This is a genomic window from Pseudomonas viridiflava (assembly GCF_003702045.1).
GTDB classification, from domain to species: Bacteria; Pseudomonadota; Gammaproteobacteria; order Pseudomonadales; family Pseudomonadaceae; genus Aquipseudomonas; species Aquipseudomonas viridiflava_C.
The window spans coordinates 61,849-76,591 of sequence record NZ_RBTP01000042.1 but is presented as its reverse complement, the minus strand read 5'-3'; the positions used below and the strand labels follow the sequence as shown (position 1 = coordinate 76,591).

The 14,743-nt window shown below is 58.8% G+C and carries 14 protein-coding genes; 5 read left to right on the top strand and 9 right to left on the bottom strand.

From position 1 onward, the window contains the following. Positions 1–10: 10 nt before the first annotated feature. From ALP40_RS13715 to ALP40_RS13705, 3 genes are all read left to right on the top strand, one after another. Positions 11–688 (top strand): heavy metal response regulator transcription factor, encoded by a 678-nt coding sequence (locus tag ALP40_RS13715; RefSeq protein WP_122208798.1) that lies wholly within the window; start codon positions 11–13, stop codon positions 686–688. After that, positions 678–2,042, top strand: coding sequence for a heavy metal sensor histidine kinase (locus ALP40_RS13710; RefSeq protein ID WP_122208797.1), 1,365 nt, complete (start codon positions 678–680; stop codon positions 2,040–2,042). Before ALP40_RS13715 ends, ALP40_RS13710 begins: the two co-directional genes overlap by 11 nt. A 198-nt stretch (positions 2,043–2,240) precedes the next feature. Further along, the gene (locus tag ALP40_RS13705; protein ID WP_122208796.1) at positions 2,241–3,761 is read left to right on the top strand and encodes a sensor domain-containing diguanylate cyclase; all 1,521 of its coding nucleotides are present in this window, start codon (positions 2,241–2,243) and stop codon (positions 3,759–3,761) included. Between the two features lie 92 nt (positions 3,762–3,853). Here the strand turns inward: ALP40_RS13705 and ALP40_RS13700 are convergent, their stop codons facing one another. Further along, positions 3,854–4,324 (bottom strand): PA2169 family four-helix-bundle protein, encoded by a 471-nt coding sequence (locus ALP40_RS13700; protein WP_025995021.1) that lies wholly within the window; start codon positions 4,322–4,324, stop codon positions 3,854–3,856. 219 nt (positions 4,325–4,543) lie between these two features. Here ALP40_RS13700 and ALP40_RS13695 point away from each other — a divergent pair, with 219 nt between their 5' ends. Beyond that, the gene (locus tag ALP40_RS13695; protein WP_122208946.1) at positions 4,544–4,786 is read left to right on the top strand and encodes a DUF3820 family protein; all 243 of its coding nucleotides are present in this window, start codon (positions 4,544–4,546) and stop codon (positions 4,784–4,786) included. A gap of 362 nt (positions 4,787–5,148) precedes the next feature. On the opposite strand, the gene ALP40_RS13690 is transcribed toward ALP40_RS13695, so the two are convergent. From ALP40_RS13690 to zwf, 3 genes are read right to left on the bottom strand one after another with little or no spacing between them, the layout of a single operon-like run. Beyond that, the gene (locus ALP40_RS13690; RefSeq protein WP_122208795.1) at positions 5,149–5,823 is read right to left on the bottom strand and encodes a bifunctional 4-hydroxy-2-oxoglutarate aldolase/2-dehydro-3-deoxy-phosphogluconate aldolase; all 675 of its coding nucleotides are present in this window, start codon (positions 5,821–5,823) and stop codon (positions 5,149–5,151) included. 17 nt (positions 5,824–5,840) lie between these two features. Next, positions 5,841–6,554, bottom strand: a complete 714-nt coding sequence (gene pgl, locus ALP40_RS13685; RefSeq protein WP_122208794.1) for a 6-phosphogluconolactonase — start codon at positions 6,552–6,554, stop codon at positions 5,841–5,843. Beyond that, complete coding sequence (gene zwf / locus ALP40_RS13680; RefSeq protein WP_122208793.1) at positions 6,541–8,010, bottom strand: glucose-6-phosphate dehydrogenase; 1,470 nt, start codon at positions 8,008–8,010, stop codon at positions 6,541–6,543. The genes pgl and zwf overlap by 14 nt, the downstream gene beginning before the upstream one ends. A gap of 218 nt (positions 8,011–8,228) precedes the next feature. Here zwf and ALP40_RS13675 point away from each other — a divergent pair, with 218 nt between their 5' ends. Further along, complete coding sequence (locus ALP40_RS13675) at positions 8,229–9,095, top strand: MurR/RpiR family transcriptional regulator (protein ID WP_122208792.1); 867 nt, start codon at positions 8,229–8,231, stop codon at positions 9,093–9,095. 153 nt (positions 9,096–9,248) lie between these two features. On the opposite strand, the gene ALP40_RS13670 is transcribed toward ALP40_RS13675, so the two are convergent. The 5 genes from ALP40_RS13670 to ALP40_RS13650 form a co-directional block, all read right to left on the bottom strand. After that, entirely contained in the window at positions 9,249–10,124 is an 876-nt protein-coding gene (locus ALP40_RS13670; RefSeq protein ID WP_122208791.1) for a D-hexose-6-phosphate mutarotase, read from the bottom strand. Positions 10,125–10,248: 124 nt separating this feature from the next. Beyond that, on the bottom strand, positions 10,249–11,610 hold the full coding sequence (locus ALP40_RS13665; RefSeq protein WP_122208790.1) for a carbohydrate porin: 1,362 nt from the start codon (positions 11,608–11,610) through the stop codon (positions 10,249–10,251). Positions 11,611–11,738: 128 nt separating this feature from the next. Continuing rightward, complete coding sequence (locus ALP40_RS13660) at positions 11,739–12,899, bottom strand: ABC transporter ATP-binding protein (RefSeq protein WP_122208789.1); 1,161 nt, start codon at positions 12,897–12,899, stop codon at positions 11,739–11,741. Between the two features lie 2 nt (positions 12,900–12,901). Further along, complete coding sequence (locus ALP40_RS13655; protein ID WP_025995015.1) at positions 12,902–13,747, bottom strand: carbohydrate ABC transporter permease; 846 nt, start codon at positions 13,745–13,747, stop codon at positions 12,902–12,904. Next, the gene (locus ALP40_RS13650) at positions 13,740–14,648 is read right to left on the bottom strand and encodes a carbohydrate ABC transporter permease (protein ID WP_004878565.1); all 909 of its coding nucleotides are present in this window, start codon (positions 14,646–14,648) and stop codon (positions 13,740–13,742) included. The genes ALP40_RS13655 and ALP40_RS13650 overlap by 8 nt, the downstream gene beginning before the upstream one ends. Positions 14,649–14,743 lie beyond the last annotated feature (95 nt).

Below are 14,743 nucleotides of genomic sequence, written 5' to 3'. Positions count from 1 at the left end.
GAGTCGCTTCATGCGCGTGCTGATCATAGAAGACGAAGAAAAAACTGCGGATTACCTGCGGCGCGGCCTCACCGAACAGGGTTACGCCGTGGACGTGGCCCGCGACGGCATCGAAGGGCTGCACCTGGGCCTGGAAAACGATTATGCGGTCATGGTGCTTGACGTCATGCTGCCGGGTCTCGACGGCTTCGGCGTATTGCGTGCCTTGCGGGCACGCAAGCAGACGCCGGTGATCATGCTCACTGCCCGCGAGCAGGTCGACGACCGCGTTCGTGGGCTGCGTGAAGGCGCCGACGATTATCTGGGCAAGCCGTTCTCGTTTCTTGAACTGGTGGCGCGCCTGCAGGCGCTGACCCGACGCAGTGGCGGTCATGAGCCTGTGCAAATCAGCATCGCCGACTTATGGATCGACCTGATCAGCCGCAAGGCTACCCGCGCCGGTACACGTCTGGAACTGACCGCCAAGGAGTTTTCCCTGCTGAGCGTGCTGGCACGACGCCAAGGGGACATTCTGTCCAAGACCGCCATTGCCGAGATGGTCTGGGACATCAACTTTGACAGCGACACCAATGTGGTCGAAGTCGCGATCAAACGCCTGCGCGCCAAACTCGATGGCCCGCACGAGCAGAAGTTGCTGCACACCATCCGCGGCATGGGCTACGTGCTGGAGAGCCGCCGTGCGGATTGATTCGATTGCCCTGCGCCTGGGCGGCCTGTTTGCGCTCGTCGCGCTGGGCGTCTTTCTGCTGATCGGCTGGGCGCTGTACCTGCAAGTCGACAGGAGCCTGGACCTGCTGCCGCGCGCTGAAGTGGACGCGCGTTACAGCGTGCTGGAATCGGCGGTCAATCGTTACGGCACACCGGAACACTGGACCAAGATCAAGACCAAGCTCACCTTGCTCAGCGAGGAAGACAAACGCCTGCGGTTTTGGGTCGTGAGTGACGATCCCGCCTACGAATTTGGCCAACCCGACGCGGACATTCGCACGTTCGCTCAAGGCCCTCTGGGCATGCACGACCTGAAACTGGTCGATCATCCGTTTGCGTTCAAAGTTCTGGTCAGCGAGTTCGCGCCGAAGGATCAGCGCCCTGCCCTGCGTTTTCTCACCGCCATCGACACCGAAACGTTCTGGCACACCCAGCATGCGCTGCTGGTGGCGCTGGTCGGCTTTGCGGCACTGGGCATTTTGTTGGCTTCGGCGCTGGGCTACTGGGTTGCGCGCATTGGTCTGCGGCCGTTGAGGAGTCTGTCGCTCGAAGTCCAGAAGCTCGCCCCGCCACGGCTTTCCGGACGTCTGCAATTGTCGCCACTGCCGCCGGAGCTGGAACAGTTCGTGGCCTCGTTCAACTCGACACTGGAGCGCGTCGAGCAGGCGTATTCGCGGCTGGAATCGTTCAACGCCGATGTCGCCCACGAACTGCGCTCGCCCCTGACCAACCTGATCGGCCAGACCCAGGTCGCCCTGACCCGAGGCCGTTCCGCCGAACACTATTTCGAGGTGCTGCAATCCAACCTCGAAGAGCTGGAACGCCTGCGCTCCATCATCAATGACATGCTGTTTCTGGCCAGTGCCGATCAGGGAACCAAGGCTCAAGAGCTGACTCACGCGTCGCTGGCCGAAGAAGTCGCCACCACGCTGGATTATCTGGATTTCATACTGGAAGACGCACAGGTTCAGGTACAGGTCGAAGGTGACGCCAGCGTACCGATTGAAAAGGCTCATCTGCGCCGCGCATTGATCAACCTGTTACATAACGCCGTGCAGCACACCGAGGCAGGCGAATACATTCAGGTGAATATCCGGTCGCTGGAGGATCACGTCACTATCGGCGTCGCCAACCCGGGGGCGCCCATTGCGCAAGAGCATCTGCCCCGACTGTTCGAGCGCTTTTATCGGGTCGATGCATCGCGTAGCAACAGCGGCGCCAATCATGGCCTGGGGCTGGCCATCGTCAAAGCCATTGCCCTGATGCATGGCGGCTCGGTATTTGTGAATAGCGAACAGGGCATCAATACCTTCGGCATCACTCTTCCCCGCTGAGCCATTCAGAGAACAAGGGTCTATTATTGACGCTTACTATTTGACGCTTTGCATTTCATATAAAAAAACATTCTTTATTCCCCGGACGCTCTTATTAAGCCCGCGACAGGCGTGTTATATATGCGCCGATCACAACACCCTAAAAAGTTAATTAGCCCAATCAATTATCAAGAACCGTTCGTTTGCAGGTAGTACCCGATGATGTGGTCTGCATCCACCCACTCCGCCTCTTGGTCCCGACCAGAGCTCATGCTTATTTTCGGCAGTTCGCTGTCGGTCATTTCGATTCTGGCCATCGTCGCGTCATTGCTCGTTCGCGAACGCACCGACACCGCGCTGTCAGCCGCCCGTACGGCATCCAATATGGTGCAGTTGATCGACGCCGACGTGATGCGCAATGCAGAGCTCTATGATTCTTCCCTGCAAGGCATGATAAAAGCCTGGCAGCGCCCTGACCTGAAGGGTCTGTCGCCTGAGTTGCGTCAACTGGTACTGTTCGACCGCTCCACTGCAGCGCCCTACAAAGGTGATCTGGTGCTGCTCGACAACGGAGGGGGGATAGTAGCGGACTCCTTATCGGTGATGCCGCGCAACGATAACTTTTCCGACCGTTCTTATTTCAAAGAACACGCGAACGATCCTTCTCTGGAATTACACGTCAGTGCGCCCTATAAAACCCGTTGGGGTTACAAGGACTGGTGCATCAGCTTCAGCCGACGCCTGTCAGGGCCCAATGGCGAGTTTCGCGGTATTGCGAGTGCGGCGATGCGCCTGGTGTATTTCAAACAGTTGTTCATGAGCCAGAAACTGGGCAAAGACAGCAGCATCAACTTGATCAACACTCACGGCATTCTCATCGTGCGCTATCCCGACAAAGAGGGTGAAGAGCTGGTGGGCAGGGATTACAGCCATACCGTCAATTTTCAACGCATGTTGAGGGAAGGCGAAGGCAGCTTTCTGGCTTGGTCGACGCAGTTGAACGCCGTCCGCCTTTATACTTTTTCGCGCGTTGGAAACCTGCCATTGCTCGTCGTGGTCGGCCAGGCCGAAGAAGAAGTATTTGCGGTCTGGCAACGCAACGCCTGGCTGGTGGGTTCGGCAACCAGCGTGCTCTGCCTCGGCATTCTTTGGCTGACCGGTTTGCTGTGTCGCGAATTGCGCAGGCGCCACCGTGCCGAAGACAAACTGGCCTGCCTGGCCGCAACCGACGGCCTCACCGGCCTGGACAACCGACGCCAGCTCGATACGACGATGGAAATCGAATGGGCGCGCGCGCAGCGTTCGGGTAAACCGCTGTCATTGTTGATGATCGATGTTGACCACTTCAAAGCGTTCAACGAACGGCACGGGCATCAGGGCGGCGATCAGGCACTGCGCAAGGTGGCGCAGACCGTTGCAGCCAATATTCGGCGGCCGGGGGATCTGGCTGCACGCTACGGCGGTGAGGAGTTCGTCGTGGTGCTGCCGGAGACCGACAGTAAAGGCGCGATGAGTCTGGCTGAAAACCTGCGAAAGGCCATCGAATCGATACCGCCCTTTGCCGGCGATGAACAGCCCGTCACGGTGAGTATTGGCGTCGCCTCACAGAGGGTTCAGTCGGGTGACAAGCTGACCGCGTTTTTCGGCGTTGCCGACAAGGCCCTCTATCAAGCCAAGAACAACGGGCGTAACCGCGTAGAGTTGCGTGTTACGGCAATGGGTACGGTTCAACAGGCCTGAGGGTTTGCCTGTCGAGACAGCGATACAAAACGTGCAGGCATAAAAAAACGCCAGACGGGCTGGCGTTTTTTCAGGACCGCTAAGCTATCGAATTACGAGGCTGCGCGGGCTGCGTCACGAAGGGCTTTGACTTCGTCGTGGTTCTTCAGAACGCCCTGATACTGCTTTTCGATCACAGCGATCACAGCCGGGGAGACGCCCTTCTCGCGGGACTTCTCCAGCGCCTTGCTATAGGCTTTCTTGGCAACGTCTTCGCCGCGCTCTACTTCTTCCAGAACAGCCTTGTCGTCGCTGCTGGTGAAAGCGGTTTTCAGTTTGACCCATGCCTGGTGCAGGTCAGCCGATACGCTGGACGAATCTTCCGGCTTCCCGCCCAGTTGTTGCACGTGCTGCTGAAGTTCACGCACTGCCGCGCCAACTTCGGTCGAGCGACGTGCAAGGAACGATTTTACCTGTGGGCTTTTCGCATTTTCTGCGCTGGTCTTGAAGCCCTCTTCGCCATCGATGCTGGTTTCGATCAGGTCATTCAGGATAGAGATCGTTTCTTTGTTGATATCAGTCATTTGATAATTTCCTAATGGCAGGTTGATACGAAAGTTGCTTCTGCCTAGAAGATTGCAGTCGTCATGCCAGTTTTTTAAAAAAATTTTCCCATTTAAATTCAATAGCTTACGAAATTTTCACAACCACTTTATCGTGACTTCTGCATGACCGGCCCTTTGGACTGCATGCAGAATGCACGTATCGTATTGGTTCAAGCGAAACGACAGAAGGTCCCGTCCATGAATCCTGAAAAACTCAAGCTGCTGGTCACCCAGGAAATGCCTTTTGGCAAATACAAGGGACGGCTGATCGCCGACCTGCCAGGCCATTACCTGAACTGGTTTGCGCGTGAAGGGTTTCCGAAGGGCGAACTGGGCGGCTTGCTGGCCCTGATGCAGGAGATTGATCACAACGGTCTGAGCGAGATTCTGGACCCCCTCCGCACCCGCCCGCGTCAATCCTTTAAAGACCGCGGTGCTTGAGCGGACGAAAAAAAACGGTGCGCCGGACCAGGGCGCACCGCAAAGCCATACAACCAACAACAACTTCTTTGAACGGGGCCAAAAGCCTGGCCTCGCATTGAGCGTGCCCATCGCTGGGCGAAGACATGCAGCCCGTGAAGCTGCGTCACACCCGAGAGCGGACGCGGAGCGTCCTGAGCGGCGTTACCAAGCAGGAGCGCTTGTACGCAAAAGCGGATACATCCGACGAAGGTGCTGCGTCCGAAACACAGTATTCGCGGACAAGTCCGCTCCCACGTTCTGGCATTGCATTCCTCCATGAGGATTTGCGTATAACGATGAGCGCAGGAGCGTGGCAACGATCAAACGCTCCTGAAACTTGCTCAGTCAAACAACGCCAACGCCTGCGCAGTCGCTTCCTGAATGCGACCCCAGTCGCCATTCTTGACCCAGGCGTTGTCGATCATCCAGGTACCGCCAACGCACATGACGTTGGGCAGGGCCATGTAGTGTTTGAGGTTCTGTTCGTTGACGCCGCCGGTAGGGCAAAAACGGACTTCGTTGAACGGACCACCCAAGGCCTTGATCGCTGCAACACCACCACTGATTTCGGCAGGAAACAGCTTGAAGCGGCGATAGCCCATCGCGTAGCCGATCATGATTTCCGACGCGCTGCTCACGCCTGGCAACAGGGGCAACGGGCTGTCGACCGCCGCTTGCAACAAGTCTTGCGTGCTGCCAGGAGTGACAATGAACTGCGACCCTGCTGCTTGCGCGTCGGCCAGCATCGTGCGATCCAGGATCGTGCCTGCACCCACGCACAGTTCTGGGCGCTGCTCACGCAAGATACGGATCGCGCTGAGCCCGAACGCCGAACGCAGGGTAATTTCCAGAGCGGTCATGCCGCCTGCGGCCAGGGCGTCGGCCAATGGCAGAACGTCCTGATCGCGGGCGATGGTGATGACCGGAAGAATCTTCGCTTTCGCGCAGAGTTCGTCGATCTGGGCAATCTTGTTCGCCATGCTGTTGAGCGGCTGATTATTTTCGTTCTGTGTCATGGCGACGTTTCCTTTGCTTATGGGCACCAGTAAATCTCGAGGGACGGTTCTAGAAAGGCACGGACCGGCATTTCGGCGAGATCATCGCCTGCCAGCGCCGCGCGCAGGGTGTCGAGTTTGGCCTGCCCGGACACCGAGAGAATCGGCGTTTTGGCCGACGCCAGCAGGCGTCGGGTCAGGGTCAGGCGTTGATGCGGCACACTCGGTGCCAGCATCGGCAGGCAACGCCGCTCGCCTTCCAGGCTCAAGGCTTGGGCAAGGTTCGGGCTGTCAGGGAACAGGGACGCGGTGTGACCGTCATCGCCCATGCCCAGAATCAGCACATCGATAGGCGGCAGCTCGGCCAGCGCCTGATCGGCTGCCAGCGCGGCGTCTTCAACGCTCGCCGCCACGTTGTACAAACCGAGGAATTTGGCCTTGGCCGCCGGGCCTTGCAGCAGGTGACGCTGCAACAGGCCGGCGTTGCTGTCGGCATGTTCGGTCGGCACGAAGCGCTCATCAGCCAGGCTGACGACCACGTTGCTCCAGTCCAGCGGCTGTTGCGCCAGGCTCTGGAAAAATGCTACGGGGCTGCGGCCGCCTGAAACCACCAGCGTCGCCAGGCCGTTTTCCCCAATGGCTGCCTTCAGACGCTCAGCCACACTCGCAGCCAGCGCATCGGCCAGTTGCTGCGGGTTATCGAATTGACGTGCTACCAGCCCTGCTGGCAGCTCAAGGTCACATATCGCCATACCAGGATCTCCCGTCGCGAGTAATGAGGGCAATGGAACTCATGGGTCCCCAGGATCCGGCCGTATAAGGCTTGGGCGCATCGCCTGCCTTCTTCCAGCCCGCGATCAACTGATCACACCACTGCCACGCGTACTCGATTTCATCTTTGCGGACAAACAGGTTCTGATTGCCACGCATGACTTCCAACAACAACCGCTCGTAGGCATCCGGGACCCGAGCGCTGCGGTAGGTGTCGGAAAAATTCAGTTGCAGAGGGCCGCTGCGCAGTTGCATGCCCTTGTCCAGGCCCTGATCCTTGGTCATCACTTGCAAGGAGATGCCTTCATCCGGTTGCAAGCGGATGATCAAGCGGTTGCTGATCTGCAACCGTTGCTCCGGCGCAAAGATGTAGTGCGGCGGCTCTTTGAAGTGGATCACGATCTGCGACAGCTTTTGCGGCATCCGTTTGCCGGTGCGCAGGTAGAACGGCGTTCCGGACCAGCGCCAATTGCGAATGTCAGCGCGCAGGGCCACGAAGGTTTCGGTGTCGCTCTGAGTGTTGGAGTTCTCTTCCTCCAGGTAACCGGGCACCGCCTTGCCTTCGCTGTAACCACCGGTGTACTGGCCGCGGACCACCTGGGTCGCCAGACGCTCCGGCGTGAACGGCGCCAGCGCCTTGAGCACCTTGACCTTCTCATCACGAATACTGTCGGCCGACAGGTCGCTCGGCGGGTCCATTGCGATCAGGCAGAGCAGTTGCAGCAAGTGGTTCTGAATCATGTCACGCAGTTGGCCGGCCTGATCGAAGTAGCCCCAACGGCCCTCGATGCCGACCTTCTCGGCCACGGTAATTTCCACGTGGGAAATATGATTCTGGTTCCACTGGGTCTCGAACAGGCTGTTGGCGAAACGCAGCGCAATGAGGTTCTGTACCGTGTCCTTGCCCAGATAGTGGTCGATGCGATAAACCCGGTTTTCCGGGAAGAACTGCGCAACGGCATCGTTGACACGGCGCGAGGACGCAAGGTCGTGGCCAATGGGTTTTTCCAGCACCGCGCGGGTCCGGTCTGCCAGATTGACCGACGCCAGGTTCTCGCAGATTGCGCCATACACGGAGGCAGGCGTTGCGAAATAGGCGATCAGGGTTTCGGCGTCGCCTACGCGCTCAGCCAGTGCAACATAGTCCTCGGCTTTGAGGAAATCGACGTGCAGGTAGCTAAGGCGTGCCAGGAAACGGGTGACGTGTTCGTCTTCAAGCTGCGCTTCGGCAATGAAGCGACGCATGGATTGTTCGATGTAGGCCAGATGCGACGCGTCGTCACCCGGCTCGCGTGCCAGAGCAAGAATTTTCGTGTCTTCATGCAGCAATCCAGCGCGGTCAAGCTGATAAAGAGCGGGGAACAGCTTACGTACCGCCAGGTCCCCCAGGGCACCAAACAGGGCAAATGTGCACGGTTCAACCGTAATCAAGGGCATAATGTTGGTTCTTTTATCAAGTTAGGCTACAAATACCTTTTTTAAAGGCGTTACTCAAGGCCATATGTAGTAATAACCACAACATTCTGCCTAAAAGCATATTCCAGTGGTGATCAACACAGGCCCTCAGTACGATAGGCCACCTTTGCTACAGGCTAAAGGGCTAATAAAAGCTCGAGCGAAAACCGTTGGTGAATCAGCCCCGACAAGGACTTTGAATGGACCGCACTAGAAACCTCCTGGAGCACATCCAGGGCCGACTCGATGAGCTGAACAAGGCCGAACGCAAGGTGGCCGAAGTGATTCTGCTCAACCCGCAGATGGCGACGCGATTGAGCATTGCCGCTTTGGCACAGGCAGCCAAGGTCAGCGAGCCGACCGTCAACCGTTTCTGCCGCTCGTTCAATGTCAGTGGTTACCCCGAGCTCAAGCTGCAACTGGCGCAGAGTCTGGCCAGTGGCGCGGCTTATGTAAGCCGTGCGGTGGAGGCCGATGACAATCCTGAAGCCTACACCCAGAAGATTTTCGGCAGCGCCATCGCGTCTCTGGACAGCGCCTGTCAGCAACTGGACCCGGCGCTGATCAGCAAGTCGGTAGACATGTTGATTCAGGCGCGTCAGATCCACTTCTTCGGCCTCGGGGCTTCGGCGCCTGTGGCACTTGATGCACAACACAAGTTTTTCCGCTTCAATCTGGCGGTCACCGCCCACGCCGACGTACTGATGCAACGCATGATCGCGTCGGTGGCGCACACCGGTGAGCTGTTCGTGATCATTTCCTACACCGGCCGCACCCGCGAACTGGTGGAAGTGGCGCGTATCGCACGGGCCAACGGCGCGTCCGTGCTGGGCCTGACCGCCGCCGGCTCGCCATTGGCACAAGCCAGTACGGTCAGCCTGAACATTCCTCTGCCGGAAGACACCGACATCTACATGCCGATGACGTCGCGGATTATCCAGCTCACCGTGCTCGATGTGCTGGCCACCGGCATGACCCTGCGCCGTGGTGTGGATTTCCAGCCGCACCTGCGCAAGATCAAGGAAAGCCTGAACGACAGCCGTTACCCGGTTGAAGATCAGGGCTGAGTACCCGCCAGAAAAGCGTACGCGGAGCGTCCCGAGAGGTATTCCCACGCGAAGCGTGAGGAACGATCAATAACGATGAGAGCCTGATCGTGCCCACCGCTCTGCGTGGGCATGCCGCCTGTGACGCTCTGCGTCACATTCGTGAGTGAACGCTCAATACGCCATCTGCGCCTGCAGTTTCAAATGCGCCTGCTGCCCTGGCGCAAGGCTGAAGCTGTCGCCACTGCCTGATGCCGCCTCCACGCGCACAAAACCTGCCGTCTCGCTGCCGCACACCCCCAGCAACGGTCTGCTGCCGGGGTGCCAGACCACGGTATTGGCGCTGTCGCCTGTGTCGATGTTCAACTGCCGTGCCCAGGCAGGGTCCTGAAGCTGCAACGCACCTTCATGCTCGAAGACTCGCTGGCAGCCGCCAGCCACCCGCAACTCGCCGTGCTGCCGGCACGCCTGACGCCTGAGTTCGTCGTAGCCCTGCGCACCGTCCAGCCCTTGCAGCGCCACTTCGGCAACGTCGCTGATCCGCCAGTACGCATGCAACGCGTGACTGAAATGGCACGGCTCGCTGTCTTCATGGCAGGTGCTCAGGCTCAGTTCCATCCCTTGCCCCAGTTCGGCATGCAGGTCGACCTGCCAGTCCCAGAGCTGCAAACGCCAATGCAGGCTCACCCCCGCCTCGCTTTCGCCGGTGTCGATCAGCTTCCAGTCCAGCAGTCGTCCCCAGCCATGAGCAGGCCAGCCGCTTTCACCGGGATGGCGACCGTACCAGGGCCAACAGACCGGCACCCCACCCCGAATCGCCCCCACCTGTGGCCATTGCGCTGCGCACCAGAGCCAGGGTTTTTGATCGCGGGGCTGAAAATGCAGGAGCTGCGCGCCCTGCCGACTGAAAACCGCCTGACACTGCGGGTGATCGATCACCAACACATCACGCAGTTGATGGCGCTCCCATTCGAACGTCGGCCGGGCGCGTCGGGACCTGAAGAAGCGTTGCAGGGGATGCTCGGGAATCTGCGCGTCGTCGGAAGTCATCGCCCATCGCGTCCTGAAAAAAAAGAAAATCGAACCCATAAAAAACGGGCAGCCAGGCTGCCCGCAAAGCACACACGACCCTTGATCGCTCTATGCGTCAATCATGATTCACATAAGCCCTGAATCAGAACTTCGACTGAATCTTCAGACCGGCCACGATGGCATCGTCAACCTTGTCCACACCACCCGGGTGCTTGACGTATTGCAGGTTGGGACGCACGGTCAGCCAGTTGGTGACGTGGAAGCCGTAGTAGATCTCGGAGTTGTATTCGGTCTGCTGTACCGGCAGGAAGCTCGGGTTGTCGTAGTCGTCGATGTTGTTGATCTGGTTCTGCAGACGGCGACGATCCTGAACATCATCGTTCACGTGGATACGGGCGAAGCCGATGCCGATGTCATCCTTCGGACGGGAATCGAACGGACCCTTGTAGGTGAAACCGATCTGCTGGTAGTTGTCGACGAAGTTGGTCGCCTTGTCATGCACCGTCGCGTTGGCGAAGATGCTCAGACCACGCGAAGCATCGCCGTTGTGGGCAGTCAGCTGTTGCTGAGCCACGACCCACCAGCCGTGCTTGCTGTCGTGAGACTTGAACGCAGCGCCGGTCGCCGCTTGTGGCTGACCGTTGACGTCTTTATAGACGTCGTCGGCGTTAGGCGTGCTCTTGTAGTAACCGACACGGTATTCGCCCGGCAACGCATTGAAGGACGGTGTCCAGACCAGTTCTACCGGCAGGATCATGCCCTGGGTACCGCTGCCGCTGAGCTTGAAGCCGTTGCCGGTTTCCAGGTTCGACGGGTTCTGCTCGTACACACCCACCTGCGCATACACTTCAGGCGTAATGTTGTACTTCACGCGCAAGGCCCACTGACTGATTGGCCAGTTGTACCAGGTGTTCACGTAGTTGCCGACCTGCGAGCCGCAGAACGACAGGTTCTGGAAATCGCACGGGAAACTGTTGAAGTCTTCGCCCGGACCGAAACGACCGGCCTTGACGTCCAGCGCGCCGTCGAAGTACTTCTGCTTGATCCACATTTGCGTCAGACGCCAGGTCTGACCACGGCCCCAGACTTCCTGCGAGGAGCTGAGCGTGCCGGCGCGAGGATCGCCGATGCGGTCGTTGGAAATGTTACGGCCACTACGCTCGGTGATCGCCAGTTTGAATTCGGCGTCGTTCCAGCCCAGTACCTTTTCCAGATCGACTTTCATGCCCAGTGCGAACTGGTCGCTGTACCGGCCGGTCTTGTCGTCGTTGTAGCCGCCCTTGATGTTGCTGGCCATCTCGGACACGTACTCAAGCGAGAAATCGTAACCCTTATCGAGCAGCTCGGTGCGTTTTCCGCCCCAGTCACCGGTCATCCACTGTGAATCTTGAGAAAACGCATCTGCCGCATGAGCGCTACCTGCCAGGCTCATTGCACCAATAACGGACAGCTTGCCTACCAACTGCAGCCGGGAATGCGATTTAGCCTTTTTGATCTTCTTCATCCCATCAATCCTCGTTTTATTGTTATTAGCTTTGGTTTACGTCTTACATTCACTGCTTCGTGTTCGCTGGTGGATCGCTTGCCCAGGCTAAAGGCGACCCGCCAGCCATGCTCGGGTGGATCAAGCTATCACTTGCGGCTCAACTGGGAAACATTGTTCACACGCTCAGCCGACGGCTGATTTCCCAACACGCCCAGACGCTCGCCGCTCTTGGCGTCGAACAACAGCACCTTGGACGGATCGAACTGCAGGGTCAGGCTTTCACCCACCTGCGGCGCAACGTCCGGCGCAAGGCGGCAGCAGACTTTACTCTGATTGAGCGTGACGAACACAAGCGTATCCGGCCCGGTGGGCTCAGTGACCTGAACTTCGGCGCGAATGGTCGGCAATGCGGTAGGTTCGCCGGTCGCCAGGGTAATCTGCTCCGGACGGATGCCCAGAATGATTTCCCGATCCTCAAGCCCAGCGTCGCTGACGCCAACCGGCAGTTCACAGCGAGCCTGACCGCTATCGAGCAGCGCAATCAGACGACCGTCCTGGCGTTGCAGACGCAGCGGAATGAAGTTCATCGGCGGCGAGCCGATGAAGCTGGCCACGAACAGGTTCGCAGGGTCGTTGTAGATCTGCTTGGGCGTGCCGAACTGCTGGACGATACCGTCCTTCATGACCGCAACCTTGTCGCCCAGTGTCATGGCCTCGATCTGATCGTGAGTCACGTAGACGGTGGTGGTTTTCAGGCGCTGGTGCATCAGTTTCATTTCGGTGCGCATCTCGACACGCAGCTTGGCGTCGAGGTTGGACAGCGGCTCGTCGAACAGGTAGATCTTCGGTCGGCGCGCCAGAGCACGGCCCATCGCCACGCGCTGTTGCTGACCACCGGACAACTGGCCCGGCTTGCGATTGAGCAAATGTTCGATCTGCAGCAGCTTGGAAACCCGAGCCACTTCCTCTTCGATGGCGGCAGGCGCCATCTTGCGGATCTTGAGACCGAACGCGATGTTCTCCTTCACGCTCATGGTCGGGTACAGCGCGTAGGACTGAAACACCATCGCGATGTCACGGTCCTTGGGGCTGGTGCCGCTGACGTCTTCGCCATCGATCAGAATCGCCCCGCCGCTGATGTTTTCCAGACCGGCGATGCAGTTCATCAGCGTGGATTTGCCACAACCGGACGGACCGACCAGGATCAGGAATTCGCCATCCTTGATCGACAGTTCGATGTTTTTCAGCGTGTCCGGCAGGTTGGCGCCGTATGTCTTGTTGACGTTGCGTAGCTCGAGAGTCGCCATGATTACCCCTTGACCGCGCCGGCTGTAAGCCCACGCAGGAAATACTTGCCAGCCAGTACGTACACCAGCAGTGTCGGCAGCCCGGCGATCATCGCCGCCGCCATGTCAACGTTGTATTCCTTGGCCCCGGTGCTGGTGTTGACCAGGTTGTTCAGCGCCACGGTGATGGGCTGCGATTCGCCACTGGAGAACACGACACCGAACAGGAAGTCGTTCCATATCTGGGTGAACTGCCAGATCAGACACACCATCACGATGGGCGTCGACATCGGCAGAATGATGCGGCCGAAGATAGTGAAGAACCCGGCGCCATCCAGACGTGCAGCCCGAACCAGTGCATCCGGCACGCTCACGTAGTAGTTACGGAAGAACAGCGTGGTGAACGCCAGGCCGTAGACCACGTGAACGAACACCAACCCGGTGGTGGTGTTGGCCAGCCCCATCTTGCCCAGCGTGAAGGACGCTGGCAGCAGGACGGTCTGGAACGGCAGGAAGCAGCCGAACAGCAGCAAACCGAAGAACAGTTGCGAACCGCGGAATTTCCACATCGACAACACGTAGCCGTTGAGTGCGCCAATGGCGGTGGAGATGATCACCGCCGGAACCGTGATGCGCAGCGAGTTCCAGAAGTAGCCATCGACGATGTCCCAGGCCTTGACCCAGCCAATCACGGTGACAACGCTCGGCCAGCTCAACAGGTTGCCGGTGCCGATGTCCTCGGGGGTCTTGAAGCTGGTGAACAGCATGACCACCAGTGGAACCAGATAAATCAGACAGGCCAGCAGCAGCACGGCGTGAATCACCACGCGGCTGAGGCTGATGCCTGGTTTGCCTACAAGACTAGTCATTGCGCTTGGTCCTCAGCTCGGAGTACAGGTACGGCACCAGAATCGCCAGGATCGCGCCGAGCATCAGAATCGCACTCGCCGAACCCATGCCCATCTGGCCACGGCTGAAGGTGAAGGAATACATGAACATCGCGGGCAGGTCCGAGGAGTAACCAGGACCCCCGGCAGTCATCGCTGCCACCAGGTCAAAGCTCTTGATGGCGATGTGCGCCAGGATCATCACGGCACTGAAGAACACCGGACGCAGGCTTGGCAGCACTACGCGCCAATAGATCATCGGCAGACTCGCGCCATCCATCTGTGCGGCACGTATGATCGACTGATCGACGCCACGCAGGCCCGCCAGAAACAGCGCCATCACAAAGCCCGAAGACTGCCAGACGGCAGCGATCACCAGGCAGTAAACCACGCGGTCAGGATCGATCAGCCAGTCCAGGCGAAAGCCTTCCCAGCCCCAGTCGCGCAGCATCTTGTCCAGGCCCAGGCCCGGGTTGAGCAGCCACTTCCAGGCCGTACCGGTGACGATCATCGAGAGCGCCATCGGGTACAGATAAATGGTGCGGATCGCGCCTTCGCGGCGGATGCGCTGGTCCAGCAGGATGGCGAGAAAAACACCGATCACCAGACTGATGCCGATGAACATGCCACCGAACACCGCCAGGTTCTTGCTCGCGACCCACCAGCGGTCGTTGTCCATCAGGCGCGCGTATTGCGCCAGGCCGACCCACTTGTAGGACGGCAGGAACGTCGAGTTGGTGAACGAGAGGACAAACGTCCACAGGATGTAACCATAGAAACCAACCAACACGATGAACATGCTTGGCGCCAGCACCAGTTTCGGTAGCCAGCGTTGCAATGTATCCAGTGGCGAGGCTTTGCTGAACACAGCGACAGAGCTCATCGGGAGTATCCCATTCGGTGTATCGAATTCAGGCCACAGGCACGGGTGGAATCGAGGTTCGATTCCACCCGTGCTGACTGCAGCGGTACGTCAGG

Excerpts from the sequence above, each read along its gene's own strand:
- ALP40_RS13695 (WP_122208946.1), top strand. The coding sequence starts at position 4,544 with ATGAATCCTGAAAAACTCAAGCTGCTGGTCACCCAGGAAATGCCTTTT.
- ALP40_RS13700 (WP_025995021.1), bottom strand. The coding sequence starts at position 4,324 with ATGACTGATATCAACAAAGAAACGATCTCTATCCTGAATGACCTGATC.
- zwf (WP_122208793.1), bottom strand. The coding sequence starts at position 8,010 with ATGCCCTTGATTACGGTTGAACCGTGCACATTTGCCCTGTTTGGTGCC.
- pgl (WP_122208794.1), bottom strand. The coding sequence starts at position 6,554 with ATGGCGATATGTGACCTTGAGCTGCCAGCAGGGCTGGTAGCACGTCAA.
- ALP40_RS13660 (WP_122208789.1), bottom strand. The coding sequence starts at position 12,899 with ATGGCGACTCTCGAGCTACGCAACGTCAACAAGACATACGGCGCCAAC.
- ALP40_RS13650 (WP_004878565.1), bottom strand. The coding sequence starts at position 14,648 with ATGAGCTCTGTCGCTGTGTTCAGCAAAGCCTCGCCACTGGATACATTG.
- ALP40_RS13670 (WP_122208791.1), bottom strand. The coding sequence starts at position 10,124 with ATGACTTCCGACGACGCGCAGATTCCCGAGCATCCCCTGCAACGCTTC.
- ALP40_RS13705 (WP_122208796.1), top strand. The coding sequence starts at position 2,241 with ATGATGTGGTCTGCATCCACCCACTCCGCCTCTTGGTCCCGACCAGAG.
- ALP40_RS13690 (WP_122208795.1), bottom strand. The coding sequence starts at position 5,823 with ATGACACAGAACGAAAATAATCAGCCGCTCAACAGCATGGCGAACAAG.
- ALP40_RS13665 (WP_122208790.1), bottom strand. The coding sequence starts at position 11,610 with ATGAAGAAGATCAAAAAGGCTAAATCGCATTCCCGGCTGCAGTTGGTA.
- ALP40_RS13675 (WP_122208792.1), top strand. The coding sequence starts at position 8,229 with ATGGACCGCACTAGAAACCTCCTGGAGCACATCCAGGGCCGACTCGAT.
- ALP40_RS13655 (WP_025995015.1), bottom strand. The coding sequence starts at position 13,747 with ATGACTAGTCTTGTAGGCAAACCAGGCATCAGCCTCAGCCGCGTGGTG.
- ALP40_RS13715 (WP_122208798.1), top strand. The coding sequence starts at position 11 with ATGCGCGTGCTGATCATAGAAGACGAAGAAAAAACTGCGGATTACCTG.